This window comes from Streptomyces clavuligerus, assembly GCF_005519465.1.
GTDB classification, from domain to species: Bacteria; Actinomycetota; Actinomycetes; order Streptomycetales; family Streptomycetaceae; genus Streptomyces; species Streptomyces clavuligerus.
In genome coordinates this window covers 6673799-6688996 of the sequence record NZ_CP027858.1, presented here as the reverse complement: position 1 = coordinate 6688996, position 15198 = coordinate 6673799, and the positions used below count along the sequence as shown (strand labels likewise).

Here is a 15198-nt window from a genome sequence, read left to right as displayed (position 1 = left end):
GCTTCCGGCTCTCCCTCAGGCCCCGAAGTTGTTGTCGAGCAGTTCGAAGAGTTCGTCGGCGGTGGCGGTGTCGACGGTGCTCGCCCCGGCCGTGGGATCGTCCGGTGCCGTGCGCGCGGTCCAGCCGTGCAGCAGGTTCCGCAGCCGGGTGGCGATCCCGTCGGCGCCGGGGGTGTCCGGGCCGGTGGTCGCCAGCGCATCGGCGAGGCGGTCCAGTTGGACGAGTACCGGCCGGTCCGGCTCCGGTGCCGCCGCTGTCTCTGTCTCTGTCTCGTGGAGCTGTCGGTACAGATGGTCGGCGAGCGCGTCGGGGGTGGGGTGGTCGAAGACCGCGGTGGTCGCGATGCGCACTCCGGTCGCGTCGCGCAGACGGTTTCTGAGGGTGACGGCGAGCATCGAGTCGAACCCGATCTCGGCGAAGGGACGCCCGGGGCGTACGGCCGCCGGGCTGGTGTGCCCGAGCACGGCCGCGGTGTGCGCGGTGACGAGGTCGAGGACAGCACGGCGGCGGTCGCCCTCGTCGCGTCCGGTGGGTCCGGTGGGTCCGGTGGGTCCGGTGGGTCCGGTGGGTCCGGTGGGAGATTCGCCCCGGGGTGGCGCCGGGTCAACGGTGCTGCCCGTGGCGCCGGTTGTGCCCGGTGCCACGGATACGGATGCTCCGGCGGGGGCCGCCGGGGCGCCGGGGCCTTCGACAAGGTCCCCCGCCGCCCGCGCGCCGCCGGTTACGGACGCTTCTCCGTTCAGGGGCGCTGTCCCGTCCAGAGGCACGGCGGACGGCTCCGGAGCGCCGGGGACGGAGACAGGCGGGGGCGGGAGCGCGAGGCCCGATCTGCCGGGGGTGGGCAGCCAGTAGCGCTCGTGCTGGAAGGCGTAGGTGGGCAGGTCGGGGTGGGCGGTCGCGGGGCGGGGCAGGACCGTGGACCAGGTGACGGGGGCCCCGTGGGTCCATGCCTCGGCGAGCGAGGTCAGCAGCCGGTTCCCGCCGCCGTCGTCGCGGCGGAGCGTGCCGACGGCGGCGACGTCCCGCCCGGCCCGTTCGGCGGTCGCCTCGATCGCGGCGGTCAGCACAGGGTGGGGGCTGATCTCGACGAACAGGTCGTGCCCCGCGGCGATCAGGTGCTCGACGGCGGCGGCGAACGCGACCGGCTCGCGCAGATTGCGGTACCAGTGCTCCGCGTCCAGCCGGGCCCCGTCGACGGGTTCCCCCGTCACTGTGGAGCACAGGGGGATGGCGCAGGGCCGCGGCCGCAGGTCGGCGAGGGCGGTCCGCAGTCCGTCGCCCGCTCCGGCGACCTGGGCCGAGTGGGCGGCGTAGTCGACGGGGAGCCGCCGGGCGCGTATGCCGTCGCGGGCGCACGTGGCCAGCAGGGCGTCCAGCGCGGCGGGTTCCCCGGCGACGACGACGGCTTCCGGGCCGTTGACGGCGGCCACGCCGATCCGTTCGCCGTGCGGCAGCACCAGCCGCCGGGCCTGGTCCTCCGGGACGGCGAGGGAGACCATGCCGCCCGTGCCCGCGAGCCGCAGCAGCTCCCTGCTGCGCAGGGCCACCACCCTGGCGGCGTCGTCGAGGGTGAGGGCCCCGGCAACATACGCGGCGGCGATCTCCCCCTGGGAATGACCGACAACCGCGTCCGGAACCACACCACACGAACGCCACAACTCAGCCAAGGACACCATCACCGCGAACAGGACCGGCTGCACCACATCGACACGCTCCAACGACGGAGCACCCCGAACACCACGCAACACAGCCGTCAGCGACCAACCCGTAAACGGCACAAGAGCCCGCTCACACGCAGCGATCCACTCCGCGAACACCACCGACCCGGCAAGAAGAGAACGCCCCATACCGAACCACTGCGACCCCTGCCCCGGAAAGACGAAGACGGTTCGGGCGTCGGCCGCCCGGCCGGTCACGGCTCCGGGCGCGGGGGCGCCCCGGTCCAGTGCCGCGAGCGCGGAGAGCAGTTCGTCACGGGTGGCACCGAGGACGGCGGCGCGGTGGGTGAAGGCGGTACGGGTGGTGGCGAGGGCGTGGGCGATGTCCTCGGGGGACAGAGCGGGCCTGGCCGCAGCGTGCTCCAGGAGTCGGCGGGCCTGGGCCCGCAGCGCGGGCCCGGACGCGGCGGAGAGGAGCCAGACGGCGGTGTCGGTCCCGGCGGGGCCCGCGCCCGCTCCGGCGTCCGGATCACCCTCCGGGCCGTCCTCCGGTCCGCTGTCGTCAGGATCGGTGACCGGCGCGGCCGTGGGGGCCTGTTCGAGGACGACGTGGGCGTTGGTGCCGCTCATGCCGAACGAGGAGACCCCGGCCCGGCGGGGCCCTGCCGGGGTGTCCCAGGGGCGTGCCTCGGTGAGGAGCCGTACGGTGCCCGCCGACCAGTCCACCTCGGTGGAGGGCCGGTCGATGTGCAGGCTGCGGGGCAGGACGCCGTGCCGCAGGGCCATGACGGTCTTGATGATGCCCGCGACTCCGGCGGCGGCCTGGGTGTGGCCGATGTTCGACTTCAGCGAACCGAGCCACAGCGGACGGCCGGCGGGCCGGTCCCGCCCGTAGACGGCGAGAACGGCCCCCGCCTCGATCGGGTCGCCCAGGGTGGTGCCGGTGCCATGGGCCTCGACGAGGTCGACGTCCGCCGCCGTCACTCCGGCGGCGGCCAGCGCCCGGCGCAGTACGCGCCGCTGGGCGGGGCCGCTGGGGGCGGTGAGACCGTTGCTGGCACCGTCCTGGTTGACGGCGGACCCACGGATCACCGCCAGGACCGGATGGCCGTTGCGCCGCGCGTCACAGAGCGGTTCGACCACGAGGACGCCGACGCCCTCGCTCCAGCCGGTGCCGTCGGCGGTGTCCGCGAAGGGGCGGCAGCGGCCGTCGGGCGACAGCCCGCGTTGGCGGCTGAACTCGACGAGGACGTCCGGTGAGGCGATGACGGCGGCGCCGCCGACGAGCGCGAAGGAGCACTCCCCCGCGCGCAGCGCCTGTCCGGCGAGGTGGAGGGCGACCAGGGAGGAGGAGCAGGCGGTCTCGACGGTGACGGCGGGACCCTCGGTGCCCAGGGTGTAGGCGACGCGGCCGGAGGCGACGCTCGTCACGGTGCCGCTGAGCAGATGTCCTTCGACGTCGGCGGAGGGGTCCTTGGGTCCGGTGCCGTAGCCCTGGGAGGCCAGTCCGAGGTAGACGCCGCCCTGGCTGCCGCGGACGGAGCGGGGGTCGATGCCCGCGTGTTCGAGGGCCTCCCAGGAGGTCTCCAGGAGCAGCCGCTGCTGCGGGTCCATGGCCAGCGCCTCGCGCGGGGAGATCCCGAAGAACGCGGCGTCGAAGTCTCCGGCGCCGTCGAGGAAGCCGCCGCCGGTGGCGTAGAACGTTCCCTCGTGTTCGGGGTCGGGGTCGTAGAGGGCGTCCAGTGGCCAGCCGCGGTCGGTGGGCAGGCCGCCGATGGCGTCGGTCTCCGTGAGGACGAGGTTCCACAGGTCTTCCGGGGAGCGGACGCCGCCGGGGAATCGGCAGGCCATCCCGATGATGGCGAGCGGTTCCGCCGTGGGGGGCGGGGCGGCGGCGCTGCGCGTGGTCAGCGGAGCGGGGCCGGACTCGCCGCCGGTGCCGCCCTCGCTGCTTCCGCTTCCGCTTCCCGTTTCGCTTCCGGTTCCGGTTCCGGTGAGTTCGCCGTACAGGCGGCTGCCGAGGGAGACGGCCGTGGGATGGTCGAACACGGTGGTGGCGGGCAGGGGCAGACCGGTCGCGCCGGCCAGTCGGCCGCGCAGCTCGACGGCGGTGAGCGAGTCGAAGCCGATCTCCCGGAAGGGGCGGTCGGCGGCGATCGACGCGGTCGTGTCATGGCCGAGAACGGCCGCCGCCTCGGTGCGGACCAATTCGGTGAGCGCGCGGTGCCGCTCCCGCCCGGGCAGCGGGGCGAGCCGGGCGCGCCACCGGGCCCGGACGGCGGCGGGCGGGTCGGCGTCCGGCTCCCGCGCCGAGGAGCCGGGCGGCGGCGCGGACGGGTGTCCGAAGGGGGCTTGGGCCTCGGGCAGTTCGCTCAGGAGCGCGCCGACGCGGGCCGAGGTGAAAGCGGGGGTGAAGCGCGCCCAGTCCAGGTCCGCGACCACGGTGCCGCTCTCGCCCCGTTCCAGGATGTCCTGGAGGGCGGTCAGCGCCGCTTCGGGGGCCATCGGGACCAGTCCGTGGCGGCGCAGGGCCGCGCCGGTGGCCCCGTGCGCCATGCCCGCTCCGGCCCAGGGCCCCCACGCCACGGAGGTCGCGGCGAGCCCCCGGGAGCGCCGCTGTTCGGCGAGGGCGTCCAGATGGGCGTTGGCGGCGGCATAGCTGCCCTGGCGTCCGCTGCCCCAGACGGCGGAGACGGAGGAGAAGAGCACGAAGGCGTCGAGTCCGCCGTCCGGTGCGCTGCTGTCCGGTCGGCCGCCACCCGATCGCGCCCGGTGCGGTGGTCCGCCGTCCGGTCCGCTGTCCGGTCCGCCGCCGAACAGGGCGTCGAGGTGGGTGGCGCCCCGCACCTTGGCCGCCGTCTCCTCGGCGAACCGGGCCGGGGTCAGCTCCGGGAGCGGTGTGTCCGAGGTCAGTCCGGCGGTGTGGAAGACCGCCCGTACGGTGTCGCCGTGGGCCCGCAGGTCGTCCACGACGGCCCGCAGCGCCGACCGGTCGGCGACATCGCAGGCGACGACGGTGGTCCGCGCGCCGAGGGCGGTCAGCTCGGCGGTGAGCGCGGCGGCGCCGGGGGCGTCCGGGCCGCGACGGCTCGTCAGAACGAGGTGTCCCGCGCCGTTCTTCGCCAGGAGGCGGGCCACCTGGGCGCCGAGGCCGCCGGTGCCGCCGGTGATGAGCACGGTGCCGCGCGGGGGCCAGGCGCGGGTGCCGGTGCCGGTGTCCGCGCCGGGGCGGGAGGCGCGCAGGAGGCGGCGGCCGTGGAGGCCGTCGGCGCGGATCGCGACCTGGTCCTCGGGGCAGATGTCCCCGCCTTCGGCGCGCACGGTTCCGGACAGGACGGCGCACAGCCGCCGCAGGGCCCGCCCGTCGGGGTCCGGCGGCAGGTCGACCAGCCCGCCCCAGCGGCCCGGGTGCTCCAGGGCGGCGACCCGCCCCAGGCCCCAGACCTGTGCCTGCACAGGGTCGGGCGGGCCGTCGTCGCCGCAGGCCACGGCCCCGGTGGTGGCGCACCACAGCGGGGCTCCGACGCCCGCGTCACCGAGCGCCTGGACGAGCAGCAGGGTGGCCTCGGGACCGCCGGTGGGTGCGAGCAGCGAGAGGACACCGGTGGCGTCGGCCGTCCGGACGAGCGTGGCGAGTTCCGATCGGTCCGTACCGGCGGGGACAGGGACGGTGGTCACCGCGGCGCCGTGTTCCTCCAGGGCGCGGGCGCACGCCCCGGCGAGGGGGGTGCGCGCGGGTCCGGGGGCGATCAGCAGCCAGGTGCCGTGGAGCCGGGGTGCGGCGGGTTCGGGCAGGGCGCGCCAGCCGACGCGATACGCCCGTCCGGTGCGTTCCGACGCGCCGTCCCCGGGCGGGAGCGGCGCGGCCGGGGACGCGGGCCAGAACCGCCGGTGCCGAAAGGGGTAGGTGGGCAGATCGAGGTGGGGTACGGCCGTACGGGGCCACCCGGCGCGCCAGTTCACGGGGACGCCCCGGACGTACAGCCGGGCCAGCGCTTCGACGACCGCCACGTCCTCGGGGCGTCCGTCACGGAGCAGGGGGACGGCGCGGCAGTCGGCGGCGGTATCCCTCTCCGCGCCCGCGGACATGCCGGTGTCCGCGTCGGTGCCGGTGCCGGTGCCGGTGTGCGACAGGCAGTCCTGTACGAGGCCGGAGAGCACACCGCCGGGGCCGAGTTCAAGACAGTCGGTGATGCCCTCCGCGAGCAGGCGGCGGACGCCGTCGAAGAAGCGGACGGTGCCGCGGGCGTGGCGTACCCAGTACCCCGGGTCGCACAGTTCGTCGGCGGTGGCCCGTTCCCCGGTGAGGTCGGAGAGTACGGGGATGCGGGGCGCGGAGTAGGTCAGGCCCTCGGCCACCCGGCGGAAGTCGTCCAGCATGGGGTCCATGTGCGCCGAGTGGAAGGCGTGGCTGACGGTGAGTTCCCTGGTGCGGCGGCCCTGTGCGCGGAAGGCCGCGGCGAGGCGGAGCACGGGGGCGCGGTCGCCGGACACGACGGTGGAGCGCGGGCCGTTGACGGCGGCCACACTGATGTCTCCGTGGGGTGCCGCGCCCTCGGCGAGGGCCGCGCGGATCTCGTCCTCGTCGGCCTCCACGGCGGCCATGGCCCCGCCCCCGGGGAGGGCGTCCATCAGCCGGCCGCGGGCGGCGACCAGCGCGCAGGCGCCGGGCAGGTCGAGGACGCCCGCCGCATGGGCCGCCGCCAGCCCGCCGACGGAGTGTCCGATGAGGAGGCCGGGCCGGACGCCCCGGTGGTCCATGAGCCGGAACAGCGCCACGGCGAGGGCGAACAGGGCCGGTTGGGTGCAGCGGGTGCGGTGCAGCAGCGCGGCGCGTTCCGTGCCGGGCTCCGCGAACATGATGTCGCGCAGCGGCAGGTCCAGATGCGGGGCGAGATGGGTGAGGACGTCGTCCAGCGCGTCGGCGAAGACCGGTTCGGCACGGTAGAGCCGCGCACCGGCGCCCGTGCGCTGGCTCCCCTGTCCGGGGAAGAGGAACGCGGTGCGGGGCGCGGGGGCGGTGCGGCCGGTGACGACCCGTCCGGAGGAACCGCCGGTGGCGATGGTCTCCAGCGCCCGGAGCACCGCCGCCCGGCCGTTCTCCGGGTGCTCGTCGTCCCCGTCCGGCCGGAGGACCGCCGCCCGGTGCTCGAACGCGTTACGCCGCGTGACGAGCGCGTGGGCGATGTCCGCGAGGCTGTCGCCGTGGTGTTTCAGATGCGCGCGCAGACCCGCCGCCTGGGCCCGCAGGGCGTGCGGGTCCCTCGCGGACAGCAGCAGCGGCATACCGGGGCGCGCGCCTCGCCCGGAGGCCGCCGCCGCGCTCTCTGCCGCCGGACCGGCCGGGTCCGTGCCGTTCGCGGAGCCCGCCGCCCCGGGCACCGGGAGCGTGCCCTCCGCGGCGTTGACGGAGTCCGCGCACCCGACGGACCGCACCGCCGCCGCGGCACCGGCGTTCGGGCCGCCCGCGACACCCGCCACCGGATCGGCGGAACCCGCGCCGCGCCCGGGGTCCGCCCCGTGTTCCCTGTCCCCCGTCGTGGCGGGACCCGTGGTGGAGGGGGTGTCCGGTGGGGCCTGTTCGAGGATGACGTGGGCGTTGGTGCCGCTGATGCCGAAGGAGGACACTCCGGCGCGGCGGGGTGCGCCGGTGGCGGGCCAGGGGGTGTGCCGGGTCAGGAGGCGCAGGTCCGCGGCGGACCAGTCGATGTGCGGGCTGGGGTCGTCCGCGTGCAGGGTGGCGGGCAGTTCGCCGGTTCTCAGGGCCAGCACCATCTTGATGACTCCGGCGACACCGGCGGCGGCCTGGGTGTGGCCGATATTGGATTTGACCGATCCCAGCCACAGCGGATGTCCGCCGGGGCGGCGACCGTGGACGGCCTGGAGCGCCTGCGCCTCGATGGGGTCGCCGAGGGCGGTGCCGGTGCCATGGGCCTCCACGGCGTCGATGTCACCGGGCGCGAGGCGCGCGTCGGCGAGGGCGGCGCGGACGACCTGTTGCTGGGCGGGGCCGTGGGGGGCGGTGAGACCGTTGCTGGCGCCGTCCTGGTTGACGGCGGACCCACGGATCACCGCGAGCACGGGATGTCCGTCGCGCCGCGCGTCGGAGAGACGCTTCAACAGGAGCATCCCGGCCCCTTCGCCCCAGCCCGTGCCGTCCGCTCCCGCGCCGAACGCCTTGCACCGGCCGTCCGGGGCCAGACCCCGCTGACGGCTGAACTCGACCAGGGAGCGGGGGGTGCTCATCACCGTCGCACCGCCCGCGAACGCCTGGTCGCAGTCGCCGCGCCGCAGTGCCTGGACGGCGAGGTGCAGGGCGACCAGCGAGGAGGAGCAGGCCGTGTCGACCGTGAGGGCGGGGCCCTCCAGGCCGAGGGTGTAGGCGATACGGCCGGAGAGCACACTCGCCGTGTTGCCGGTCAGGAAGTGGCCTTCGGAGGCGTCCGGGTCGGCCCCGAGCAGACCGATGTAGTCCTGGCCGTTGGTGCCGACGAACACACCGACCCGGTGGCCCCGCAGCGACGCGGGAGCCTGCCCCGCGCTCTCGGCGGCCTCCCAGGAGATCTCCAGGAGCAGCCGCTGCTGCGGGTCCATCGCGAGGGCCTCGCGCGGGGAGATCCCGAAGAACGCGGCGTCGAACCCGGCGGCGTCCTCCAGGAAGCCGCCCTGGGCGCAGTAGGTGGTACCGGGCCGGTCCGGGTCGGGGTCGTACAGCCCGGCCGTGTCCCAGCCCCGGTCGGCGGGCCACCGCGTCACCGCGTCCCGGCCGTCGGCGAGCAGCCGCCACAGATCGGCGGGGCGGCGGACGCCGCCGGGGAAGCGGCAGCCCATGCCGACGATCGCGACCGGTTCGTCGTGCCTCGCCGGAGCGGGGGATTCCGCCGCCCCGCGCTCCCGGCCGGTGGCGCACCCGCCACCGGCCACCACCGCACCGCCGACGGACGCTCCGCCGCCCCGCGCGCCGCCGACGTCCGGGAGCGCGGCGAGCACATGGGTGACAAGGCTCCGCGGCGTCGGCCGGTCGAACAGGACGGTGGCGGGCAGCCGGAGCCCCGTGGCCGCGGCGAGCCGGTTGCGCAGTTCCACGGAGGTCAGCGAGTCGAACCCCATGTCGGAGAAGGCCCGTTCGGAAGGGATCGCGTCGGGGGCGGTGTGGCGCAGCACCGCCGCCGCGTGGGCGCGGACCAGGTCGGTGACGAACCGGGGCCGGTCGGCGGCGGGCAGCTCCGCGAGCCGTGCCACGAACGCTCCGGCGGGCCCGGCCGTGCCGCCGCCGCTGCCGCCGGTGTCGTCGATGTCGCCGGTGTCACCGCCGTCCGGGGCGCAGAGGACACTCAGCAGGGCGGTGGGGCGCGGACCCGCCGTGTCGGCGAAGCGCCGCCAGTCGGCGTCGGCGACGACGACGAGGCCGTCGTCCTCGGTGACCGCCCGGCCGATCGCGGTGACGGCCGCCTCCGGGGCCATGGAGGGCAGGCCCCGGTCGCGCAGGCGGCGGACCACGTCCTCGCGCAGCATGCCCTCGCCCGCGGCCCACGCCCCCCAGGCGATGGCCGTGCCGGGCAGTCCCTCGGCACGCCGTCCCGCGACGAACGCCTCCAGGGCCGCGTTGGCGGCGGTGTAGCCGGCCTGGCCCGCGTTGCCCACGACGCCCATGAGGGAGGAGAAGACGACGAAGGCCGCGAGGTCGTGTCCGGCGGTGGCCTCGTGGAGGGCGTGCGCGGCGGTCAGTTTGGCCCGTAGGCAGGCGGCCGTCCGGGCGGGGGTCAGGCTGTCCAGCGTGCCGTCGTCGAGGACCCCGGCCGCGTGGACGACGGCGGTGAGCGGCTGTTCCCCCGGCAGTGCGCCGATCACGTCCCGCAGCCGGTCCGGGTCGGCGGCGTCGCAGGCGGCGATGGTGACGGCGGCGCCCAGCTCCCGCAGTTCCGTGCGCAGTTCGTCCGCGCCCGCGGCCCGTGCACCGCTCCGGGAGACGAGGAGGAGGTGTCCGGTGCCCCCCTTGGCGAGCCACCGGGCCACCTGGGCGCCGACGCCGCCGGTGCCGCCGGTGATCAGTACGGTGCCGTGCCCGAAGGTGTCCCCGGCCCCGCGTCCGGGCGGCGGGTCGCGGCGTACGGGGGCGGGCAGGAGGCGGCGCCCGTGGACACCGGTCGAGCGCACCGCGACCTGGTCCTCGTCGGTGACGGAGGTGAGGACGGCGCACAGCCGCCGCAGGGCCCGCTCGTCGGGGTCCGGCGGGAGGTCGACCAGCCCGCCCCAGCGGCCCGGGTGCTCCAGGGCAGCGGTCCGCCCGAGACCGGCGACGGCCGCGTGGGAGACGGGGCCGGGCCGTTCGCCCGCGCCGAGGACGGCCGTGCCGCGGGTGACGCACCACAGCGGGGCGTCGATCCCTGCGTCCCCCAGCGCCTGGACGAGGGCGAGGGTCAGCGCCACACCACCGGGGAGTTCGGGGTGCTCCGGGTGCGGGCGCGGCTCGTCGGCGAGCAGGGAGAGAACACCGGCGAAGGGCCTGGCGCCGGTGGCTGCGGTGAGCGCGGCGGCGAGCGCGGCCCGGCTGCGTCCGGGGCCTGCGGCGGTGACCACGGTGAGGTCCAAGCCGAGCGCGGCCAGGCCGCGGACGACGTCGCTCGCGGGGTCCGCGGCGAAACGTATGTCCTCGGGGCACACGGCGAGCCAGCGGCCGGGGGGCGCGGGGGCGGGCGGCAGGGCGAGCGGACGCCAGCCGACGCGGTACCGCCAGGAGTCGGCGCGCTGTGTCCGCGCGTGCTCAAGGCGCCAGGTCAGGAGGGCGGGCAGTACCTCGTCCAACGCCTGCGGGGTCACCTTCAGGGTGTCCGCGAGCCCTGCGGGGTCCTCGTCCTCAAGGGTCCTCCAGAGGCCGTCCGCGGACCGCCCGGTGACCGAAGGTCCGGATTCCGCCCGCACGGTCTCCAGCCAGAAGCGTTCGCGCTGGAAGGGGTAGGTGGGGAGGTCGACCCCGGTGGCGCCGGTGTCCGCGAACACCGGTGACCAGTCCACCGGCAGACCGTGCACCCACGCCTGACCGAGGGACATGAGCAGACGGTCCATGCCGCCCTCGTCCCGCCGCAAAGTGCCGATCACCGGGACGGACGACCCCACCGCCTCCAGAGTCTCCTCCACCGCCACCGCCAGCACCGGATGCGGACTCACCTCAACAAACGGACCAAACCCCTCCGCCGCCAGCGCCCGCACCGCGGACTCAAAACCCACCGTGCGGCGGAGATTGGCGTACCAGTACGCGCCGCCCATCACCGAGGTGTCCAGCCAGGCGTCCATCGCCGTCGAGAACAACGGCACCCCGCCCCGGACCGGTGTCACCCCCTCCAGAGCCGTCCGGATCTCGGCCTCGATCCGCTCCACCCGGGCCGAGTGCGAGGCGTAGTCCACCTCGACACGACGCGCCCTCACCCCCTCCGCCCCGCACAACACCAGCAATCCGGCCAGCGCATCCGAGTCACCGGACACCACCACCGACGACGGGCTGTTGACCGCCGCCACCGACAACCGCCCCTCCCAGCCACCGATCAGACGCTCCACCTCCCCCAGAGGGAGAGAGACCGCCACCATCCCGCCCTCACCCGCCAGCGACGCGACAGCCCGGCTCCGCAACGCCACCACCCTCGCCCCGTCCTCCAGCGACAGCCCGCCCGCCACCACAGCCGCCGCGATCTCACCCTGCGAATGACCCACCACCGCAGCCGGCACCACCCCAAACCCACGCCACACCGACGCCAGCGACACCATCACCGCCCACAACACCGGCTGCACCACATCCACCCGGTCCAGCCCCACACCCGACCGCACCACCCCCGTCAACGACCAGTCGACAAACCGCCCCAGAGCCCGCTCACACTCCACCATCCGAGCCGCGAAAACAGGCGACCCGACCAGCAGCTCACACGCCATCCCCACCCACTGCGACCCCTGACCCGGAAACACAAACACCACCCGGGCATCCGATGCCGGAGCCGTCCCCGCGACCACCGACGCACACACCTCCCCACCCGCCAGCGCCCGCAGACCCGACAGCAACTCCCCCCGACCACCCACCACCACCGCCCGGTGGCGGTGGCGGGCGCGGGCGGTGGCGAGCGACAGGCCGATGTCGGCGGCGCGGGTGTCCGCCTGCCCGGCCGTGGGCAGCAGGTGCGCGGCGCGTGTCCTCAGGGCCTCGGGGGTCTTCGCCGACAGGACCCACGGCAGCGGTCCGGGGGCCTCGGGCGGCGCCGGACGGGCGGCGGGCGCCACCGCGGGGGCCTCCTCCAGGATGACGTGGGCGTTGGTCCCGCTGACGCCGAAGGACGACACCCCGGCCCTCCGGGGTCCCGCCGTGCCGTCCCAGGGACGGGCCTCCGCGAGCAGCCGCACCTCGCCCGCCGACCAGTCCACGCGGTGGGTCGGCTCGTCCACATGCAGGGTCCTCGGCAGCACCCCGTTCCGTAACGCCAGCACCATCTTCATCACACCACCCACACCGGCTGCCGCCTGGGTATGGCCGATATTCGACTTCAGCGAACCCAGCCACAACGGCCGACCCGCCGAACGCCCCTGACCGTAAGTCGCCAGCAACGCCTGCGCCTCGATCGGATCGCCCAGCGGCGTCCCCGTGCCGTGCGCCTCCACCGCGTCCACGTCCGCCGCCGACAGCCCCGCGTCGGCCAGCGCGGCGCGGATCACCCGCTGCTGGGACGGCCCATTGGGCGCGGTGAGACCGTTCGAGGCACCGTCCTGGTTGACAGCGGAACCACGGACCACCGCGAGCACCGGATGACCGTTGCGCCGCGCGTCCGACAACCGTTCCAGGAGGACGAGGCCGACCCCCTCGGCCAGGCCGAAGCCGTCGGCGTGCGCGGAGAACGCCTTGCACCGGCCGTCCGCCGACAGCGCGCCCTGACGGCTGAACTCCACGAACATGCCCGGTGTCGGCATCACCGTCGCGCCGCCGGTCAGCGCGAGCGAGCACTCGCCCCGGCGCAGGGCCTGCACCGCCAGGTGCAGGGCGACCAGCGAGGAGGAGCAGGCGGTGTCGACGGTGATCGCCGCGCCCTCGAAGCCGTGGACGTAGGCGATCCGCCCGGAGGCGACGCTGCCGGTGTTCCCCGTCAGAAGATGGCCGCCGACCTCCGAGGGCTCATGGAGGCGGGGGCCGTAGTCCATGGTCATCGCACCGATGTAGACACCGGTGCGGCTGCCGCGCAGGGCCGTCACGTCGATGCCCGCGCGCTCGAAGACCTCCCAGGAGGTCTCCAGCAGCAGCCGCTGCTGCGGGTCCATCGCGAGGGCCTCGCGGGGCGAGACGCCGAAGAAGGCGGCGTCGAAGAGGTCGGCGTCGTGGAGGAACCCCGCCTCCCGCTGGTAGTACCGGCCGGGGCCGGTGTCCTCGCGGGCGCAGGCGCCCCCGGTGCCCCAGCCGCGCCCCTCGGGGAACGCCGAGACGGCGTCGGTCTCCTCGGTCAGCAGCCGCCACAGGGCCTCGGGGCCGTGGACACCGCCGGGGAAGCGGCAGCCCATCGCGACGACGGCCACCGGGTCGTCGGCACGGGCGGCCGACGGGCCGGGCGCGGGGGCCGCGGGCAGGGGCCCGTCGTCGCCCAGCAGCCGGGCGCGCAGCAGTTCCGCGAGGGCTCCCGGTGTGGGGTGGTCGAACGCGGCCGTGAGGGGCAGCCGCAGCCCGGTGGCCCTGTTGAGGCGGTCGCGCAGTTCGATCGCGGTCACCGAGTCGAGGCCGAGGTCGACCAGGGTGCGGCCGGGGTCGACGGGGCCGGAGCAACCGAGCACGGCGGCGGTCTCCTCGCGGACCAGCCGGAGCAGCCGGTCGCGCTGCGCGGCGGGCGCGAGGCGGCTCAGCTCCTCGCGGAGCGCCCCGTCCTCCTCTCCCCCGGAGGGCACGGACGGGTCCCCGGCGCCCTCCACCGGGTCCGCAGCGTCCTCCACCGGATCCCCGGCGTCCTCCACCGGGTCCGTGCCGCCCTCCACCGGGGGCACACGGCAGTCGCCGTCCCGGGGAACGCCGTCCTGGGGGTGGCCGCCCGCCGGGCCGCCGGGCGGCTCCACGGGGCGGGCGCCGGACCCGGCGAGGGCCGCTTCCCAGTCCGGGGAGGCGCCGTGCACATACAGCTCCCCCAGCGCGGAGAGGAACTGCGTCCGGTTCCCCCGGCCCCGGCGCAGTGTCGCCGTGACGCGGGCCGGGGCGCCGCAGGTGTCGGCGGACTCCCGCAGGGCCGCGGTGAGGACGGGGTGCGGGCCGATCTCCAGCAGCACGCTGTGGCCGTCCCGCAGGAGCGCGGTCGTGGCCCTGTCGAAGCGGACCGTGTTCCGCAGGTTGCGGGCCCAGTAGGCGGCGTCGAGGACAGGTTCGGCGATCAGGTCGCCGGTCAGTCCGGAGTAGTACGGCAGCCGTGCGGGGAGCGGACGCACGGGGGCCAGGTCGGCGTGGAGGCGGGGGACGACGGCGTCGATGTGCGGGGAGTGCGCGGCCAGCCCGACGGCGATCCTCCGGGCGTGGACGGAGGCCGCCGTCAGCCGTTCCACCAGTTCGGCGGCGGCGTCGGCGTCCCCGGACACGATCACGGAACGCGGGCCGTTGACGGCCGCGATCACCAGGTGTCCGTCGAAGGAGGCGAGATGGGGGCGGAGTTCCGTGGTGGAGGCGAGGACGGAGACCATGTCGCCGCGGCCGGTCAGGGTCGCCTGGGCCTGGCTCCACCGGGCGACCACCCGCGCGCTGTCGTCGAGGGAGAGGGCACCGCTGACCGCCGCGGCGGAGATCTCGCCGCAGCTGTGGCCGAGCACCGCCGCGGGCTCCACGCCGTGGGCGCTCCACAGCGCGGCGAGGGACACGCCGACCGCGAAGAGCGCGGGTTGGGCGATGTCCGCCCGGTCCAGGGGCACGGTGCCCCCCAAGGCGCGCAGCACATCCATCAGGGACCAGTCGAGGAACGGTTCCAGCGCCTGGGCGCAGGCGTCCACGCTCCGGCGGAACACCGGTGCGGAGTCGAGGAGTTCCGCCGCCATCCCGGGCCACTGGGCGCCCTGGCCGGGGAAGACGAACGCGGCACCGTGGAAGCCCGCGGCGCCGGGCCCTGGCCCCTCGGCCAGGCCCGGCATACCGCGCCCGTCAGCGAGCGCGTCGAGCCGTTCCAGGAGTCCGGCGCGGTCCTCCGCCACCAGGGCGGCGCGGCGGGCGGTGGCGGCAGGGGTGCGGGCGAGCGCGGCGGCGATGTCCGCGGGGTGCCATTCCGCCGTGGCCGACAGCCGGTCCCTGAGCCTCCGTGCCCGTGCCCTGAGCGCGCCCCCGCTGTCGGCCGACAGGGCCCAGAGGACAGGAGACCCGGTGGGGGTCTTCGGCACGTTCACGTCATAACTCCTTCAGGGGTGCTCAGGACTTCGGGGCAGCAGCGTTCGGGACCGCGTCCCACGGGGCTCCGCCGTCCGGGACTTCGGCGCTCCGGGCGGCGGCGGTGCGCCGGTTCGCAGGGGTACGCCTGCGTCCGCGGGGACACGCGGCGCGGCACGGTACGA

The 15198-nt window shown here is 75.9% G+C and carries 1 protein-coding gene; it reads right to left on the bottom strand.

All coding sequences use genetic code 11. The features are described 5' to 3' along the window. Positions 1–15 precede the first annotated feature (15 nt). Positions 16–15033 (bottom strand): type I polyketide synthase, encoded by a 15018-nt coding sequence (locus CRV15_RS28045; protein ID WP_009995036.1) that lies wholly within the window; start codon positions 15031–15033, stop codon positions 16–18. Positions 15034–15198 lie beyond the last annotated feature (165 nt).